Origin of the sequence: Williamsia phyllosphaerae (assembly GCF_014635305.1) — a bacterium.
Taxonomy (GTDB): Bacteria; Actinomycetota; Actinomycetes; order Mycobacteriales; family Mycobacteriaceae; genus Williamsia_A; species Williamsia_A phyllosphaerae.
Genome location: NZ_BMCS01000002.1, coordinates 698,240 through 713,377 on the forward strand (window position 1 = coordinate 698,240; position 15,138 = coordinate 713,377).

Here is a 15,138-nt window from a genome sequence, read left to right on the forward strand (position 1 = left end):
CGTACGATTGTGCAAACAGTTGCTATGGCGAACAATCGATCCGGGTCGGTGGCCCGACTACGAGGAAAGTGACGTGATCGAAATGCGCATCAAACAACGCGTGACGGCAGCTGCGGTGGCCGCAATGGCCTTCACCCTGCTCGCATCGACGCAGGTGACGAGCATCGCGAGTGCCGATGAGCCGTCCGGCGAGTTCACCATCGGTGGACGCATCCTGGAGGCCTACAAGGCCACCGGCGGCGAAGCGAAGTGGGGCGAGGCCACCGGCGACGAGCGCCCCGCCCTGGGTGGACGCTTCCAGACCTTCGAAAAGGACAACACCCACTTCTACTGGAAGGCGTCGGTGACCGCCGGCATCGCGCACCCGGTCGGCGGCGCGATCTTCACCAAGTACGGAACGCTCCAGTGGGAGCGCGGGGTTCTGAAGTACCCCACCTCCGACCCGATCGGCATCCCGGACAAGGGCGTCAAGCAGTTCTTCCAGGGCGGCAACGTCTACAGCGGCACCACCACCAAGACCTTCACCGTGTGGGGCGGGATCCTCAACAAGTACGCCGCCGCCAAGGGTCCGACCGGAAAGCTCGGCATGCCCGTCAGCAACGAGTACCGAGTCGGACGCAACTACGCACAGAACTTCCAGAACGGCGTGCTCGTCTTCCCCTGACCCGTACTGAGACATCGGAAGCTTCGGCCACCCATCGCGGGCGGCCGAAGCTTTCGTTTCGTACCCTCATACGGACTCGACGACATGAAGGTGACTACATATGCGCATCAAAGAACGCATGACAGCGGTTGCGGTGGCCGCGATGGCCGTGGCGATGCTCGGTTCCACCCAGGTGGGCGTGGCCAGTGCCGACAAGGACTTCGGCGAGTTCAGCGTCGGCGGCCGCATCCTGGAGGCCTTCGAGGCCACCGGTGGCGTCCCCACGTGGGGCAACCCGACGATGAACGAAGCCGCTGCGGCCTACAACGGACGGTTCCAACGGTTCGACAACACGTCGTTCTACTGGAAGGCGAATGTCTCCGGTGGTGTCGCCCATCAGATCGGTGGGGCCATTCGTGCACTGTGGTCGAACACGAAGACCAACGGTCAAGGCTACGAGCGCGGCCCGTTGGGCTACCCGGTCAGCGACGAACTCGCGGCGGGGACAGGCCGTAAGCAGTTCCTGCAGGGCGGCAACGTCTACTACGGCGCAAAGACCGGCACGCACATCGTCTGGGGCGAGATCCTGAACAAGTACGCGGCCGCGGGTGGCCCGGACAAGTTCGGCCTCCCGGTCGGCGGCGAGTACAAGGTGGGCAACCAGTTCCGTCAGGACTTCGAGGGCGGCAAGCGCCTGCAGTGGCCCTGAACCGCTCGTGATCGAACGCTTCGGTCGTCTACGGGCGGCCGAAGCGTTCGGTTCGTGATCTGATCACTTCCGCCGCGTCGGTCCGTTCGATCTCCCCGAGCGCGGCCACGATCGCGGCACCCATCCGGACGCAGAACGGCCCGGGTTCGTCTGCGGCATCAGGCTTCTCGTCCACGACCACGTCTACGAAGCCGCGGTCGAGCAACGCCTGCGCACCGATCCCCTGACTCTGCGCCATCTCCGGTGCGTGGTCGGTGTCGCGATGGACGATGAGGCTGGCCCCCTCCGGCGGCAACGGCGACAGCCAGGCATTCGACGCGGCGACCACGCGATCGGCCGGCATCAACGCCAACGCCGCCCCGCCGGCCCCCTCCCCCAGCAGCACCGACACCGTCGGCACCGGCAGCGCGATGAGATCGGCCAGGCACCTGGCGATCTCGCCCGCCAGACCACCCTCCTCGGCATCCTTCGAGAGTTCAGCGCCCGGGGTGTCGATGACCGTGACGAGCGGGATGTCGAGGTCGGCCGCGAGTTGCATCCCGCGTCGTGCGACGCGGAGCGCCGACGGTCCCAGCAACGACCCTGGCTTCTGCATACGTCGGTCCTGTCCGATGACGACCACTCCCCGACCGCCGAGGCGGACCATGGCGACGAGCAGGCCACGGTCGCTCTCACCTTCGCCGGTCCCGCTGAGGTTCACCACGTCGTCGGCCACCGCCCGGACAAGATCACGCACCCCGGGCCGGTCCTCGCGACGGGAAGCGATCACCGCATCCCAGGTTGTCGCGGGCGTTGTCGGGGTGTCGGAAGCAGATGTGATTGTCGCCGTGTCGATCTCGGCGGGGTCGATGCCGGCGCGATGCACGCGCAGGATCGCGTCGACGAACTCGGCGAGATTGTCCACCGGCGTGACGATGTCGACCAACCCCTGCACCCGCAGGTTCTCGGCCTGCTGGACGCCGTCGGGGAACGCCTCACCGTAGAGCCCTTCGTAGACGCGGGGTCCGAGAAATCCGATGAGAGCACCGGGTTCGGCGAGGGTCACGTGTCCGAGCGACCCCCAGGAGGCGAACACGCCGCCGGTGGTGGGGTGGCGCAGATACACCAGGTACGGCAGGTGCGCGGCCTTGTGTTCGACGACCGCGGCGGTGATCCCGACCATCTGCAGGAAGGCCGCTGTCCCCTCCTGCATCCGGGTGCCCCCGGACGCGGGGAGCGCCACCAGGGCGCGCCCCTCAGCGGTGGCCCGCCTGATGGCGGCGGTCATCCTTGCACCGGCATCCGCGCCGATCGATCCGGCCAGGAAGCCGAATTCGCTGACCACCAGGGCCACGCGATGTCCTCGGACGGTTGCGGCGCCGGTCATCAACGACTCGTCGAGCCCGGTCTTCTCGCGTGCCCCGCGGAGGTCGTCGGCGTAGTCGGCGTCGGCCGGGATTGTCGTGACCGGCTCGTCCCAGCCGACCCAGCTACCGGGATCGACGATGAGATCGCGAACCTCGACCGCGCTGCGTCGTGTCATCGGATCATCATCGCAAACGCGGACCGCCCCACCATCGACCCTGAGGTCGCTGGTGGGGCGGTGGTCGACGGTGTCGGATCTACTGCGTGAGAGCGGTCTCCGTCTTCTGTTCGGGCAGCACGTGCTCCCCGGTCTTGTCACACGAGAGGGCCAGCGAGGAGATGTACTGCTTCTCCCCGTTCGGGCCCGGCTTGGCCGACGCGATCATGTCGGGCCGCTCGAACTCGATGCCGGTGACGCAGCACATGAGCTTGACGTCCGACGGGTTGCCGTCGTCGTCGAGCATCGGCAGGTCGATGCCGTCGTCGGTGCGACGCAGGTAGTACTTCCCCTTGGTGCTGTAGGCGAAGATCGGCGGGAGGACCACGGCGAGAACCAGTGCCACGATCGGCGAGTAAGGCTGGATGGCGTCGCCGAAGACGTGGAAGTAGGTCATGATCGACAGTCCGCCGGCGATGATGACGCTGCCGAAGCCCACCGGGTTGACGCTGTAGAGCATGCCGCGACGGAACTCGGGCTGCTTGGGCGAGAGCTTCAGCAGGAACTTGTTGATGGCGATGTCGGACGCCACGGTGGCGATCCACGCGATGCCGCAGTTGGCGTAGAAGTTCAGCAGGTTGTTGAGAAAGCTGAACATGTTGGCTTCCATCAGGACGATGGCGATGGCCACGTTGAACACCAGGAACACCAGTCGACCCGGGTAGGTCTTGGTGACGCGGGTGAAGCTGTTCGTCCAGGCCAGCGAACCGGAGTAGGCGTTCGTGACGTTGATCTTGATCTGGCTGATGACCACCAGGATCACGGCGAGTGTCAGAGCCAGCCAGTGCGGCATGAAGTCCTCGTAGATGGCGAGGAACTGCTCGACCGGTTGGTTGGCGACGCCGGCCTGGTCGGCGAAGTTCAGGATCAGGTAGACGGCGAGGAACAGACCCACGACCTGCTTGATGGCACCGAAGAAGACCCAGCCCGGGCCGGCGGCGATGACCGCGGTCCACCAGCGACGGCTGTTCTCGGCGGTCTTCGGGGGCATGAAGCGCAGGTAGTCGATCTGCTCGGCGATCTGGGCTATCAACGACAGACAGACACCGGCGGCCAGCATGGTGCCCGCGAAGGACACTCCCTGTCCGCCCTGCGCGTCGAGACCGCCACTGTAGGAGAGGAAGTCGCCGACCGCGTCGGGGTGGGTGATGAGCAGGTAGAGGAACGGCAGCACCATCATGACCAGCCACAGCGGCGTGGTCCACACCTGCAGCTTGGCCAGGGTGTTCATGCCGTAGATGACCAGCGGGATCACCAGCACCGAGGACACCAGATAGCCCAGCCACAGCGGGATGTTCAGGCCCAGTTTCAGGCCCTGCGCCATGATCGAGCCCTCGAGCGCGAAGAAGATGAAGGTGAACGAGGCGAAGATGACGTTTGTCAGCACCGACCCGTAGTAGCCGAAACCGCTTCCGCGCGTGATGAGGTCGAGGTCGATGTTGTAGCGCGCCGCGTAGTATGCCAGCGGGTAGCCGGTCAGCACGATGACCACGGCGAAGAACAGGATGCCCCACAACGCATTACCGGTGCCGTTGGCGATACCGATGTTCGCGCCGATGGCGAAGTCGGCGAGATAGGCGATGCCACCGAGAGCGGAGATCGAGACGACGCCCGGTCCCCACTTGCGATAGCTCCGCGGAGCGAACCGGAGGGTGTAGTCCTCCAGTGTCTCTCGGGTGGCCGCGGCCTGCGGTCCGGTCAGAGCCGGATTCGGCTCCGCTACTTCCTGGGTCATGCGCACTCCTCGATCAGCAATCGCAGATGATGTCCGCCCCCTGACGGGCAATATCGCGACGCTAGGCGCGGCGTGTATCCCGAACAGTTCAGCCATGTTTCGGGTAGGAAAACTCAAACCCTTAGCCTTGCGCACCAAAGCCGGGTCGCGTAAGGAGTCTCATCGCGGGTGTCGTAGGCTCGTCGATGGTCTCGACCACGCCGGCCACCCGGCTCGAACATCGGAGAACGTGCTGTCGGCGAAGAAATCGGGTACGTCGATCCCGACGGCAACCGTGTGTCGGGGCTGCTGCTGTGGGACTGTGCGCAAACATCCCGGCATCGACCACGACAGCCAGCTCGACGCGCTCCGCGACACGGTCGACGACGCCGCACGGGTACGGACGAGCGACTGTCTCGACGACTGCAAGCGCTCGAACGTCATCGTGGTGTCCCCGTCACGGGCCGGACGGTCCAAGGGCGGTCGGCCGGTGTGGCTCCAGCGAGTGTTGACCGACTCGGCAATGACCGAGGTCGGCGAATGGATGCGTGCGGGCGGTCCCGGGATTGCCGACCCGCCGCCGGAGATCAAACGCCTCGTCTACCGGCCGGGCAAATCGGTCAAGAACCCGAAGTGACCGCCGCGCTCAGCGGCCGGTGAACCGTGGCGCGCGCTTCTCGGTGCGCGCCGTCCGTCCCTCGACGAGATCGTCACTGTCCCAAGCGCGCATCATCGCCGTCATGCGGTCGGCCGGGACCTCGTCGCGCGCCCCGTCACCGGCGAACACCAGCTTGTAGTGCGCGAGGGTGAGCGGGGCGAGCTCGGCGATCGACGCCGCCCAAGCCTGTGCCTCGGCGAGATCGCCTATGCGGTTGGCGAACCCGATGGCGTGGGCACGGTCGGCGGTGAGCGGATCACATCCGATGAGTATGCCGCGCGCGGTGCCGCCGCCGACGAGTGAGATCAACCGGCGGATGGTCCACTCGTCGACGGCCACACCGATCTTCGCTGCCGGGATGCCCACCGTGGCACCGGGCGCCATCACCCGGAGGTCGGCGACCATGGCCAGCTGCAGGCCGGCTCCCAAGGCACTGCCGTTGAGCGCGGCGATGACCGGCACCGGTGAGGACTCGATCTGCTGCAGCGTGGCCACCAGCTTGGCGAGGAAGTCCGGGTCGTAGACCGGACCGGACAGGTCTGCGCCTGCACAGAAGGTGGCGCCCTGGCCGGTGAGCACGATTGCGCGGGTGCCGGTGTCGACCGCCTCGGCGACCGCGGCGGCCAGGCCGTCGAGAACGTCGTGGTCGACGGCGTTTCGCTTGTCCTCGCGCTGGATCTCGATGGTGGTCACCAGACCGTCTCTGCTGCTCCCGATCATGTGGTCAGCCTAATACCCGGCGCGAAGTACAGTTCGGGGCGTGACCGACGAGCGGCTCGACTGTGTGGTGATCGGTGGCGGGCAGGCAGGGCTGTCGGCCGGCTATTTTCTCCGACGACGGGGCCTGACCGGGCGGTTCGCCATCCTCGATCATGCTCCGAAACCCGGTGGGGCGTGGCAGTTCCGCTGGCCGACGCTCACCCTGGCCGGCGCCAATCACGTCCATGACCTCCCCGGATACGGACTCACCGAGGCCCTCGGGGTCGAGTGCGACGAGTGGCCGGCGGCGAGTGCCGTGCCCGACTACTTCGACCGGTACGAGAAGAGATTCGAACTCGATGTCCGGCGTCCGGTGCACGTCAACGCGGTGCGACGTCGACGGGGTACCGCCGACGAGTACGAGGTGCTGCTGACGGGTCCCGGGCCGGGCGACACCCGGGTCGAATCCACCATCATCACGCGGACCATCGTCAACGCCACCGGGACCTGGGATCGGCCGTTCATCCCCTATATCCCGGGAACCGAGCGATTCACCGGCCGCCAACTGCACACCCACGACTACACCGGGCCCCACGACTTCGACGGCCAACGGGTACTGGTGGTGGGGGCCGGCATCTCGGCGGTGCAGCTGCTGATGGAGATCGCGCGCACCGCGACCGACGTGACGACCTACTGGTGCAGCCGGACGCGACCGGTGTTCACCGATGCGCCGTTCTCTCCCGAAGAGGGTCGCGAGGCCGTCGCCCGGGTGGAACGCCGGGTGCGCGCCGGACTGCCGCCGACGTCGGTGGTGTCGGTCACCGGTCTCCGCACGACACCGGCCATCGCTGCGGCGCAGGCCGACGGCATCCTCGAATGGCTGCCGATGTTCACGCGAATTGTGGAGAAGGGCGTCCGCTTCGACGGCGTACGTCAGGACTCGCCGGCTCAACTCGATGTCGACGTCATCTTCTGGTGCACCGGGTTCCGCAGTGCGCTCGACCATCTCGCCCCGCTGCATCTGCGGGCTGCGGGCGGCGGGATCACCATGACCGGCGCACTGGCGACCGTCGTCGCCGACGAGCCCGGCGTGCAGCTCCTCGGTTACGGACCGTCCGCGTCGACGATCGGCGCGAACCGGGCCGGCCGTGAGGCGGCGCGGCACGTCCGCGCCGTCCTCGACGGGGAACCCGTCCGGTCGTGACCGCCTAGCGGGTCGGGGTACGACCGATCGCCTGACCGAACAGCGCGGCCACGTTGGCGCCGAGCTGGTCGGAGAAGGTCGACCACGCCCGCGAGTCCAGGGCCATCGATCCCACATCGGTCGTCGAGCACCCTGCCTTCACCTGCTTCCCCGCGAAGCGCTCGCTCAACCAGAGCAGCGCTGCCGGCGCGGCCACCGGGTCGAGCGAGATGTGTTCGCTGAAGTGGTCGCGGGTGTACTGGACCCGGGCTTGCGGGTCACGGCAGTAGGTCTGCACCAGGGTGTCCACCGGCCCGACGGGTACCAACCAGTCGGGATGGGACTGGTAGACGAACATCGGTGCGCGGGGAACCGTCTGACCCATCCGGACCTTCGCGAGCACCGACTTCACCGTGGGGTCGCGCAGCGGATCCCCGCCGACGAACAGGCCCTTGATGTTCAGGAACGGGGCGAGAACGGACTGATAGGCCAGACACAGCGGATTCTTGGCCGCGATGAGCGCCTTGCCCAACGGGTTCACCCGACGCTGCAGGATCCCGGCCAGCTGCGGGTACTCCCGGCTGACGCCGATCACGCCTGCCATCACCAACCCGGCGCCGAGGTTGCCGCTACCGAGGTTCACCAGTGCCCCCAGGTCCGCGGGCACGCCACCCTCGGCGACCCCGACCACGTTCAGTTCCGGGGCGTAGCTCTGCTGGAGCTCGGCGGCCCATCCGGTGGCGATGGCACCGCCGGAGTAGCCCCACATCCCGACCTTCGTCGCGGTGCCGTCGACCTGTAGCGGCGCGAATTGCTCCGCGGATCGGATGCCGTCGAGGACGATCCGCCCGGCGAGGGGGCCGGCGGCGAACGCGGAGTCCGGTCCCTGGTGATCGGGTACGACGACGGCCCAGCCCTTGGCGACCGCGGCGACCACGTCGATGAAGTTGAGCGGGACGGTGATCGGACCGGTCAGGGGGGACGGGATCGAACCGGCACGCATCGCGTAGGAGGGTGCGCAGTAGCTCGCGGTCGAGTCCTCGGCCATCTGATACGACAGCAGTTTTCGCGAACCTCCCGGCGCGGCACCGCGCGGCTTGAGGACGGTCGAGACCGCGGGGATCGCCTGGCCGCGGGTGTTGGTGGACCGGTAGGAGATCTGCCACGCGTCGACGTTGACCGGCAGCACCGAGACGTTGGCGAGGTTGACCCGACGCGCCGCGAGGATCTCGCCGGGTGCGGCGGCCTCGACCACGCGCTGCGGCGGGAGATAGAACCCGCGGTCGGCGTCCGGCAGCGGTGGGAAGAGCGGGACCGGCGCCGTCGACGGTGCGATCGGTGGGCGGGGCGCCGCGGCGGCGTCGGTGGCGACCACGCCCTGTCCCGCAACCGTGATCACGCCGATCATCAATGCCATCAGCCGTTTTCGACCGCGAACCGTTCCCCTGCCCGACGCCAGAAACACAGATTCTCCTTTGAATCGTCATTCGGGTCAGTCACACCGAAACCATCAAGCATGTGACCCACCTCACCAAGATAAAAAGAGAGTACATGGTTTCTAAGTGACCGCAAGCCCGCCCCGAGCGCGCCCGATGCCGTCAGGACCGGCCGTGGACGGGAGCAACGCTTTTATAGTTGGCAGGTGAGTTCCCCACGAGTCGCGCCCCGGCGAACACAGGCGCAACGCCGCGCAACGACCATCGGGGCACTGCTCGACGCCGCGATCACATCCATCGCCGAGATCGGATACGCCAAGACCACCGTGGTCGAGGTCGTGACGCGGGCCGGGCTGTCGCAAGGCGCGCTCTTCCGCCACTTCCCCACCCGCCTCGACCTCATGATCGCCGTGGCCCAGGAGGTCGGCGAACGTCAGATCGGCAGCTTCACCGCGGAGTTCGGCACCTCGAGTGCCGAGGCCACGCCCAGGGACATGCGCGAGGCCGTACTGCTGGTCCGCGACCTCGCCACCTCCGACATCAACATCGTGTTGCGCGAGTTGGCTTTTCACGCGCGGATCGACGAGGCACTGCGTACCCGACTGAGCCCCATCCTGGAGAACTACTACGCCTCGATGACCCGGTTGGCCGACGGGATGCCCGAACTGCAGGGGCTCAGCGCAGCGCGACGCCGCACCCTGGTCCTGGTCCTCATCGCCGCGTTCGACGGAGAGGCGCTGCGCAAGCCATTGGCTCCCGACCCCGACGCCGACGCCGCCCGCATCGACATGCTGATGCTGCTCGCCGAGAGCTACGGCGTCACGCCTTCCTGAACTAACGGTTCGTTGTCGCCTGTTGACATCGTGTTGTGTTTTCCTAATACTTAGTTGTGTGAGCCCAGTCAGACGGGGAGCAACGCTCCCGATCTACAACCGCATCGGTGTCCTTCGCGCCGAGCGGCGCATGTCCCGCGCCGAGCTCGCCGAACAGGTCGAGATCAACGTCCAGTCGGTGGGGGCGTTAGAGCGCGGCGACAACTACCCCAGCCTCGACCTCGCCTTCCGGATCTGTGCGGTCTTCGACCTCCCCGTCGAGGCAGTGTTCAGCCGCCACGAATTCGGCGCGATGTCGGCCGAGCTGTACGCCAAACGAAACGGAGCGTCATCATGAGTGATCCCAACTCGGCGATCCCCGAGCACGCCAAGCCCCAACTGTGGCGCCGATACGAGACGTGGCGGGCAGTCCGGTACGAGCGCACCATCGCCAAGAACGCGGGCCGCTACCCCCGATTGCGCAACCGTCGATCGTTCCGGCGACTCGTAACCCTCCTCGTCGCATTCCTGCTGATGCTGGTGGTGTCGGCGGTGATCGCGTTCGTGAACTCCACCTGGTTCCTCATCCCCTATCTCGTGTCTCTCGGCGGGATCCTGACGACGCTGACAGTCCTCAAGGTGGTGACGGGATCCGTTGCAGACGCTCCCGTGTCGGCGCTCGACGAGATTCAACTGGCACAGCGCAACTCGGCTCGGTCCATCGGCTATTTCGTGCTGTTCTCACTGATGTTCATCCCCTTCGTGATGCTGACCTTCATGGGCTCGGCGTTCGACCTGGTCTCCGGCCAGAACGTGTACGGCGTGGGCATCCTGCTCATCACGATCACGCTCATCGGGACGTGCACGCCGACCATGCTCACCTCGTGGTGGCAGGCCGATCCCGACCCGGACGACTTCGTCGTCGACGAAGGGGTCGAGGACGAGCACGAAACACCCGCACCGCCAACCCAACCGGCGCCCACCACGGCTACGAGGGCACCGGCACGCGATCTCGACCCGCCGGCGCCCGCTCCCTGGTGAACCATCCATCCATCAGCACCCCCGAGAAAGGCAGATCGTGAACGATCCACTGATCATCGACCACCTGTCGAAGAGATACGGCTCGCTGACCGCGTTGTCGGACATGACCTTCACGGTCAACGCCGGCGAGATCTTCGGCTTCGTCGGCAGCAACGGCGCCGGCAAGTCCACCACCATGCGCATCGTGCTCGGGGTGTTGGCCGCCGATTCCGGTCGCGTACTGCTCGGCGACCGACCGATCGACCTCGAGATGCGCCGCCAGATCGGCTACATGCCCGAGGAACGTGGCCTCTATCCGAAGATGAAGGTCGGTGAGCAGCTCCGGTTCCTGGCCGAGCTACACGGGCTGTCCTCGGCCGAGGCACGCGACAACGTCGTTCGCTGGGTCACCCGACTCGGCCTCGGCGAGCGCATCGACGACAACGTCGGCGACCTCAGCCTGGGCAACCAGCAGCGCGCGCAGCTCGCCGCGGCGTTGGTGCACGAGCCGACCGTGCTGGTCCTCGACGAACCGTTCTCCGGTCTCGACCCGGTCGCCGTCGACGTGATGAGCGACGTGTTGAAAGAGAAAGCCGCCGAGGGTGTCCCGGTCCTGTTCTCCAGCCACCAGCTCGATCTGGTCCAACGGCTGTGCGACCGCGTCGGCATCATCACCAAGGGCAGCATGCGCGCGCAGGGACGCGTCGACGAACTGCGCGCCGGCGGCGGCAAGACGCTGCACGTCACCGGCCCCGACACCTCCACACGGTGGGCCGACGGACTGCCCGGCGTCATCGAGGCCGACTACCGAGGCGCCGACACCCATCTGCGCATCGACGACACCGCCGACGACCAGCGGCTCCTCGCCACGGCGTTGGCCCACGGACCCGTTCATCGCTTCGCCACCAGCCATCCCCATCTGACCGATCTGTTCCGAGAGGTTGTCTCAGCATGAGCACATCGAAGACCACCGGAGGGGCCACCCTCGGCCCCACCCGCGCGATCTCACTGATCGCCCGTCGCGAGATCACCACCCGCGTACGCACCCGCTCCTTCCTGATCACCAACGCGCTGATGTTGGTGCTGATCATCGGCGGCCTCATCGTCGCGTCGATCTTCACCGGGGGCGATGACAAGCCCGAGAAGATCGGTGTGGTCGGCACCAACGCGGCGTTGTCGCAGTCGATCACCCAGGCCGGCGCCCTGAGCGGGACCGCGGTGGAGGTCGTGCCACTCGCCGACGCCGCGGCCGCGCGTACGCAGGTCGACGCCGGCGACGTCTCGGTCGCCCTCGGCACCGGGGCCGTCGGCGGACCCGCGTACACGGCGATCACGAAGGACGGCCTGTCGGGCGCATCCGAGACGATCGTGCGCACCGCACTCGCCCAGCTCGCGCAGCGTGAGACATTGGCGCGCAGCAACATCGATCCTGCATCCTTCAACGATGAACAGCAGGCGGCGTCGGCGCTACAGGTGACCCAGACCAAGCCGGACAAGCCCGACGAGGGTCAGCGGCTCGCGATCGCCTACGTCGGTGTCATCCTGTTGCTGTTCGCGATCATGACCGGCGGCGGCATGGTGTCGGCGGGTGTGGTCGAGGAGAAGACCTCGCGGGTCGTCGAGTTGCTCCTCGCCACGATCCGTCCGCTGCACCTGCTGTGGGGCAAGATCCTCGGCATCGGCGCGATCACGTTCGGGCAGTTGGTGGTTCTCGGTGGTGCGGGGTTGATAACTGCTTCGGTGACCGGTGTGCTCACGGTCCCCAGCGCGGCGATATCGATGCTCGGTGCCGTGGTGGTGTGGTTCCTGCTCGGCTTCCTGTTCTTCGCCATCCTCTACGCGGCGACGGGTGCGATGGTCTCCCGCCAGGAGGAACTGGGGTCGACCGCGGCGCCGTTGACCATCCTGTCGATCGGCGTGCTCTACGCCGGGATCTTCGGGATCAACTCGCTCGACTCCTCGTTCATCAAGGCGCTCAGCTGGATACCGCCGTTCTCGGCCTCGCTGATGCCGATGCGCATCGCCGCCGGGGAGACGAACACGGTCCAGGTGGTGGGGACGATCGTCATCATGATCGCCGCATGCCTGGTCGCCGTCTGGGTCGCCTCCCGCGTCTACCAGCGTTCGATCCTGCGCACCGGCTCGAAGGTCAGCTGGTCGGAGGCGCTGCGCGGGTCGAAGACCGAGGAGAAGGCGACACCGACCCCGGTCGGCTGATCGGGTGAGATCGGCGTAACCGACGGGTAACACCGCAGCAACGCGCGCGGCCTAGCGTCGCGCACATGGTTGACCTCGCCCCGCAGTCCGGTGCCCGTCCCCCAGGGACGGGCATCGACATCAGCGGCCTCACCAAGGTGTTCGGCAGTCGCTCGAAGACCGTCACCGCGCTCGACGACGTCACGCTGAAGACCTCCGAGGGATCGTTCCTCGCACTCCTCGGTCCGTCGGGATGCGGGAAGTCGACCGTGCTCCGTGTCCTGGCCGGTCTCGAGGCCGCGACCTCGGGAACCGCGTTGATGAACGGACGTTCCCCGAAGGAACTGCAGGGCGATCACGGCCTGGGCATCGCGTTCCAGGACTCGGCTCTGCTGCCGTGGCGCAGTGTCGAGGCCAACATCAAGCTGCCGTTGCAGGTGGCCGGCCTTCCCGCCGACGACGCGCTGATCGCCGAACTCATCGACCTCGTCGGACTGAACGGTTTCGAGAAGGCCAAACCCGCCACGTTGTCCGGCGGTATGCGTCAACGGGTCTCGATCGCCCGGGCACTCGTGGTCCGACCGACCGCGTTGCTGCTCGACGAGCCGTTCGGCGCACTCGACGACATGACGCGGCAGCGCCTGAACATCGAGCTGCTGCGGATCTGGACCGAGAAGCCGGCCACCACGCTGATGGTCACCCACGGCGTCGCCGAGGCGGTGTTCCTCTCCGACGAGGTCGCCGTGATGAGCCCGCGTCCCGGTCGGATCATCGAGATCCTGCCCATCGACCTCCCCCGTCCCCGGGTGCCGGAGATGATGCGGACACCGCAGTTCCATGCGCTGCACGATCACCTCAGCGGCCTGTTGTTCGGCCGCTCGCAGGCACCCGCCGACCTCTCGCACGCGGACGGCGCCGGATGACCGGATTGCGTGCCTTCGGGTCCCGCTGGGGCGCAGGTGCTCTGGGACTCGTGGCCGTCCTCGCCCTGTGGTGGATCGCGGGTGTGTTCGCCTGGTTCAAGGGCACCATCCCGACCCCGTTCGCCGTGCTCCGGGCGATCGGCGAGCAGGGGTCGGAGTTCTACTCCACCAACTTCACACCGACCATCGAGCTCGCCCTGCGCGGGTTCCTGTGGGGCAACCTGCTGGCGATCGTGCTCGCACTGCTGGTCGTCATCATCCCGCTGATCGAGGGCCTGGCAACACAGTTGGCCATCATCAGCTACTGCACGCCGCTGATCGCGGTCGCACCCATCGTGCAGGTCGCGTTCGCGGAGGTGCAGACCATGATCGTGTTCCTCGCCGCCATCTCGGTCTTCTTCACCACGATGATCGGCACCCTCACCGGCCTTCGGTCACCACAGCAGGCCAGTCTCGACCTGGTTCGGGTCTACGGCGGCGGCGCCTTCTCCCAACTCGTCCGCATCCGACTCATCGCGGCCGTGCCGAACATCCTGGGTGCGCTGAAGATCGCGGCCCCGGCCGCAGTCCTCGGCGCGGTTCTCGGAGAGTTCCTGTCGATGCCGGAGCAGGGCATCGGCCCGGCGCTGATCCTCGCCCAGCAGCAGGCGGCCATCCCCCAGGTGTGGGCGATCGCTCTGCTGGCCGGTGTCATCGCGGGTATCGGTTACGCCATCGTGTCGCTCGTCTCGGTGTTCGCGACACGGTGGTCGACCGGGAACGCGGTGCTCGCATGACCACTCGGATGCCCGCCCTCACCGCGACCGCGAAGTTCCTCGGCGCCCTGCTGGGTTCGCTCGTGTTGATCCTGGTGATCTGGTCGCTGTTCCTCCTGGCGTTCCCCGATATCGGGCCGATCATCGGCCGCACCCCCATCGACGTGTTCAGCTACCTCTTCACCGGCGCAGACGCGTCGACGCAGCGCTCGGACATCCTCGGCGACCTGTGGATCACGCTCGGCGACACGGCGATCGGGTTCGTCACCGGGATGTTGGCCGCGGTCGTCGTCGCCGCGGTGTTCGTGATGTTCCGACCGGCCGCGCAGACGTTCATGCCGCTGGCGATGCTGTTGCGGTCGGTGCCGCTGGTCGCGATGACGCCGTTGATCACGATGATCGTCGGGCGTGGTCCCGCCTGCATCGCCGTGATGGGCGGGATCATCGTGTTCTTCCCGGCGCTGGTGATGATCATGACCGGGCTGAACAACGCCCCGCGGCAGATCAGCGACGTGATCACCGCCTACGGGGGAACGCGACTGACGACGATGCGGATGGCCGCCCTGCCGTCCGCGGTGCCTGCCCTGTTCGCCGCGGCCAAGATCTCGGTGCCCGGCGCGATCATCGGTGCGACCGTCGCCGAATGGTTGGGAACCAACAAGGGTCTCGGCGCCAGCCTGCAGCAGGCCCTGCCCGCCGCCGCCTACGACGAACTGTGGGCTTCGGTCGTCGTCATCACCGTCAGCTCGATCGTCCTGTACGCGATCGTCGGCGTCATCGAGAAGATCGTCCTCGCCCGGATGGGCACCGAACCGACATGAGGAGCCAC

General features: G+C 67.0%; 16 protein-coding genes. 12 read left to right on the plus strand and 4 right to left on the minus strand.

What is annotated here, in order from left to right; genetic code table 11:
* Positions 1–82: 82 nt before the first annotated feature.
* Entirely contained in the window at positions 83–664 is a 582-nt protein-coding gene (locus tag IEV93_RS17125) for an LGFP repeat-containing protein (protein WP_229705322.1), read from the plus strand.
* 118 nt (positions 665–782) lie between these two features.
* Positions 783–1,352: an LGFP repeat-containing protein gene (locus IEV93_RS17130; protein WP_229705263.1), complete on the plus strand. Its 570-nt coding sequence runs from the start codon at positions 783–785 to the stop codon at positions 1,350–1,352.
* A 28-nt stretch (positions 1,353–1,380) separates the two neighbouring features.
* On the opposite strand, the gene IEV93_RS17135 is transcribed toward IEV93_RS17130, so the two are convergent.
* Both IEV93_RS17135 and IEV93_RS17140 read right to left on the minus strand, forming a co-directional pair.
* A complete protein-coding gene (locus IEV93_RS17135) occupies positions 1,381–2,874 on the minus strand; it encodes a carboxyl transferase domain-containing protein (RefSeq protein ID WP_188491152.1) in 1,494 nt (497 codons plus the stop codon).
* Positions 2,875–2,953: 79 nt separating this feature from the next.
* Positions 2,954–4,648: a purine-cytosine permease family protein gene (locus IEV93_RS17140; RefSeq protein ID WP_188491153.1), complete on the minus strand. Its 1,695-nt coding sequence runs from the start codon at positions 4,646–4,648 to the stop codon at positions 2,954–2,956.
* Positions 4,649–4,949: 301 nt separating this feature from the next.
* Here IEV93_RS17140 and IEV93_RS17145 point away from each other — a divergent pair, with 301 nt between their 5' ends.
* Positions 4,950–5,264 (plus strand): (2Fe-2S) ferredoxin domain-containing protein, encoded by a 315-nt coding sequence (locus IEV93_RS17145; protein ID WP_229705264.1) that lies wholly within the window; start codon positions 4,950–4,952, stop codon positions 5,262–5,264.
* A 9-nt stretch (positions 5,265–5,273) separates the two neighbouring features.
* Here IEV93_RS17145 and IEV93_RS17150 read toward each other — a convergent pair whose 3' ends face one another.
* Complete coding sequence (locus tag IEV93_RS17150) at positions 5,274–6,005, minus strand: enoyl-CoA hydratase (RefSeq protein WP_188491154.1); 732 nt, start codon at positions 6,003–6,005, stop codon at positions 5,274–5,276.
* 40 nt (positions 6,006–6,045) lie between these two features.
* On the opposite strand from IEV93_RS17150, the gene IEV93_RS17155 reads away from it, so the two are divergent.
* Positions 6,046–7,188, plus strand: coding sequence for an NAD(P)-binding domain-containing protein (locus IEV93_RS17155; protein WP_188491155.1), 1,143 nt, complete (start codon positions 6,046–6,048; stop codon positions 7,186–7,188).
* Between the two features lie 4 nt (positions 7,189–7,192).
* On the opposite strand, the gene IEV93_RS17160 is transcribed toward IEV93_RS17155, so the two are convergent.
* Entirely contained in the window at positions 7,193–8,584 is a 1,392-nt protein-coding gene (locus IEV93_RS17160) for a lipase family protein (protein WP_188491156.1), read from the minus strand.
* Between the two features lie 225 nt (positions 8,585–8,809).
* On the opposite strand from IEV93_RS17160, the gene IEV93_RS17165 reads away from it, so the two are divergent.
* The 8 genes from IEV93_RS17165 (at position 8,810) to IEV93_RS17200 (ending at position 15,130) form a co-directional block, all read left to right on the plus strand.
* A complete protein-coding gene (locus IEV93_RS17165) occupies positions 8,810–9,436 on the plus strand; it encodes a TetR/AcrR family transcriptional regulator (RefSeq protein ID WP_188491157.1) in 627 nt (208 codons plus the stop codon).
* Positions 9,437–9,494: 58 nt separating this feature from the next.
* Positions 9,495–9,773: a helix-turn-helix transcriptional regulator gene (locus IEV93_RS17170; protein WP_188491158.1), complete on the plus strand. Its 279-nt coding sequence runs from the start codon at positions 9,495–9,497 to the stop codon at positions 9,771–9,773.
* On the plus strand, positions 9,770–10,456 hold the full coding sequence (locus tag IEV93_RS17175; RefSeq protein ID WP_229705265.1) for a hypothetical protein: 687 nt from the start codon (positions 9,770–9,772) through the stop codon (positions 10,454–10,456). The genes IEV93_RS17170 and IEV93_RS17175 overlap by 4 nt, the downstream gene beginning before the upstream one ends.
* A gap of 37 nt (positions 10,457–10,493) precedes the next feature.
* Positions 10,494–11,390: an ABC transporter ATP-binding protein gene (locus tag IEV93_RS17180; RefSeq protein WP_188491159.1), complete on the plus strand. Its 897-nt coding sequence runs from the start codon at positions 10,494–10,496 to the stop codon at positions 11,388–11,390.
* Positions 11,387–12,652 carry an ABC transporter permease gene (locus IEV93_RS17185; RefSeq protein ID WP_188491160.1) on the plus strand — a complete coding sequence of 422 codons (1,266 nt, stop codon included), beginning with the start codon at positions 11,387–11,389 and terminating at the stop codon, positions 12,650–12,652. Before IEV93_RS17180 ends, IEV93_RS17185 begins: the two co-directional genes overlap by 4 nt.
* A 65-nt stretch (positions 12,653–12,717) precedes the next feature.
* Positions 12,718–13,554 carry an ABC transporter ATP-binding protein gene (locus IEV93_RS17190; RefSeq protein WP_188491161.1) on the plus strand — a complete coding sequence of 279 codons (837 nt, stop codon included), beginning with the start codon at positions 12,718–12,720 and terminating at the stop codon, positions 13,552–13,554.
* On the plus strand, positions 13,551–14,330 hold the full coding sequence (locus IEV93_RS17195) for an ABC transporter permease (RefSeq protein ID WP_188491162.1): 780 nt from the start codon (positions 13,551–13,553) through the stop codon (positions 14,328–14,330). The genes IEV93_RS17190 and IEV93_RS17195 overlap by 4 nt, the downstream gene beginning before the upstream one ends.
* Positions 14,327–15,130 carry an ABC transporter permease gene (locus IEV93_RS17200; RefSeq protein WP_188491163.1) on the plus strand — a complete coding sequence of 268 codons (804 nt, stop codon included), beginning with the start codon at positions 14,327–14,329 and terminating at the stop codon, positions 15,128–15,130. The genes IEV93_RS17195 and IEV93_RS17200 overlap by 4 nt, the downstream gene beginning before the upstream one ends.
* The last annotated feature ends 8 nt before the right edge of the window (positions 15,131–15,138 follow it).

Coding starts and splice junctions, on each gene's coding strand:
- IEV93_RS17125 (WP_229705322.1), top strand. CDS start 83: ATGCGCATCAAACAACGCGTGACGGCAGCTGCGGTGGCCGCAATGGCC.
- IEV93_RS17130 (WP_229705263.1), top strand. CDS start 783: ATGACAGCGGTTGCGGTGGCCGCGATGGCCGTGGCGATGCTCGGTTCC.
- IEV93_RS17135 (WP_188491152.1), bottom strand. CDS start 2,874: ATGACACGACGCAGCGCGGTCGAGGTTCGCGATCTCATCGTCGATCCC.
- IEV93_RS17140 (WP_188491153.1), bottom strand. CDS start 4,648: ATGACCCAGGAAGTAGCGGAGCCGAATCCGGCTCTGACCGGACCGCAG.
- IEV93_RS17150 (WP_188491154.1), bottom strand. CDS start 6,005: ATGATCGGGAGCAGCAGAGACGGTCTGGTGACCACCATCGAGATCCAG.
- IEV93_RS17160 (WP_188491156.1), bottom strand. CDS start 8,584: ATGGCATTGATGATCGGCGTGATCACGGTTGCGGGACAGGGCGTGGTC.
- IEV93_RS17175 (WP_229705265.1), top strand. CDS start 9,770: ATGAGTGATCCCAACTCGGCGATCCCCGAGCACGCCAAGCCCCAACTG.
- IEV93_RS17185 (WP_188491160.1), top strand. CDS start 11,387: ATGAGCACATCGAAGACCACCGGAGGGGCCACCCTCGGCCCCACCCGC.
- IEV93_RS17190 (WP_188491161.1), top strand. CDS start 12,718: ATGGTTGACCTCGCCCCGCAGTCCGGTGCCCGTCCCCCAGGGACGGGC.
- IEV93_RS17195 (WP_188491162.1), top strand. CDS start 13,551: ATGACCGGATTGCGTGCCTTCGGGTCCCGCTGGGGCGCAGGTGCTCTG.
- IEV93_RS17200 (WP_188491163.1), top strand. CDS start 14,327: ATGACCACTCGGATGCCCGCCCTCACCGCGACCGCGAAGTTCCTCGGC.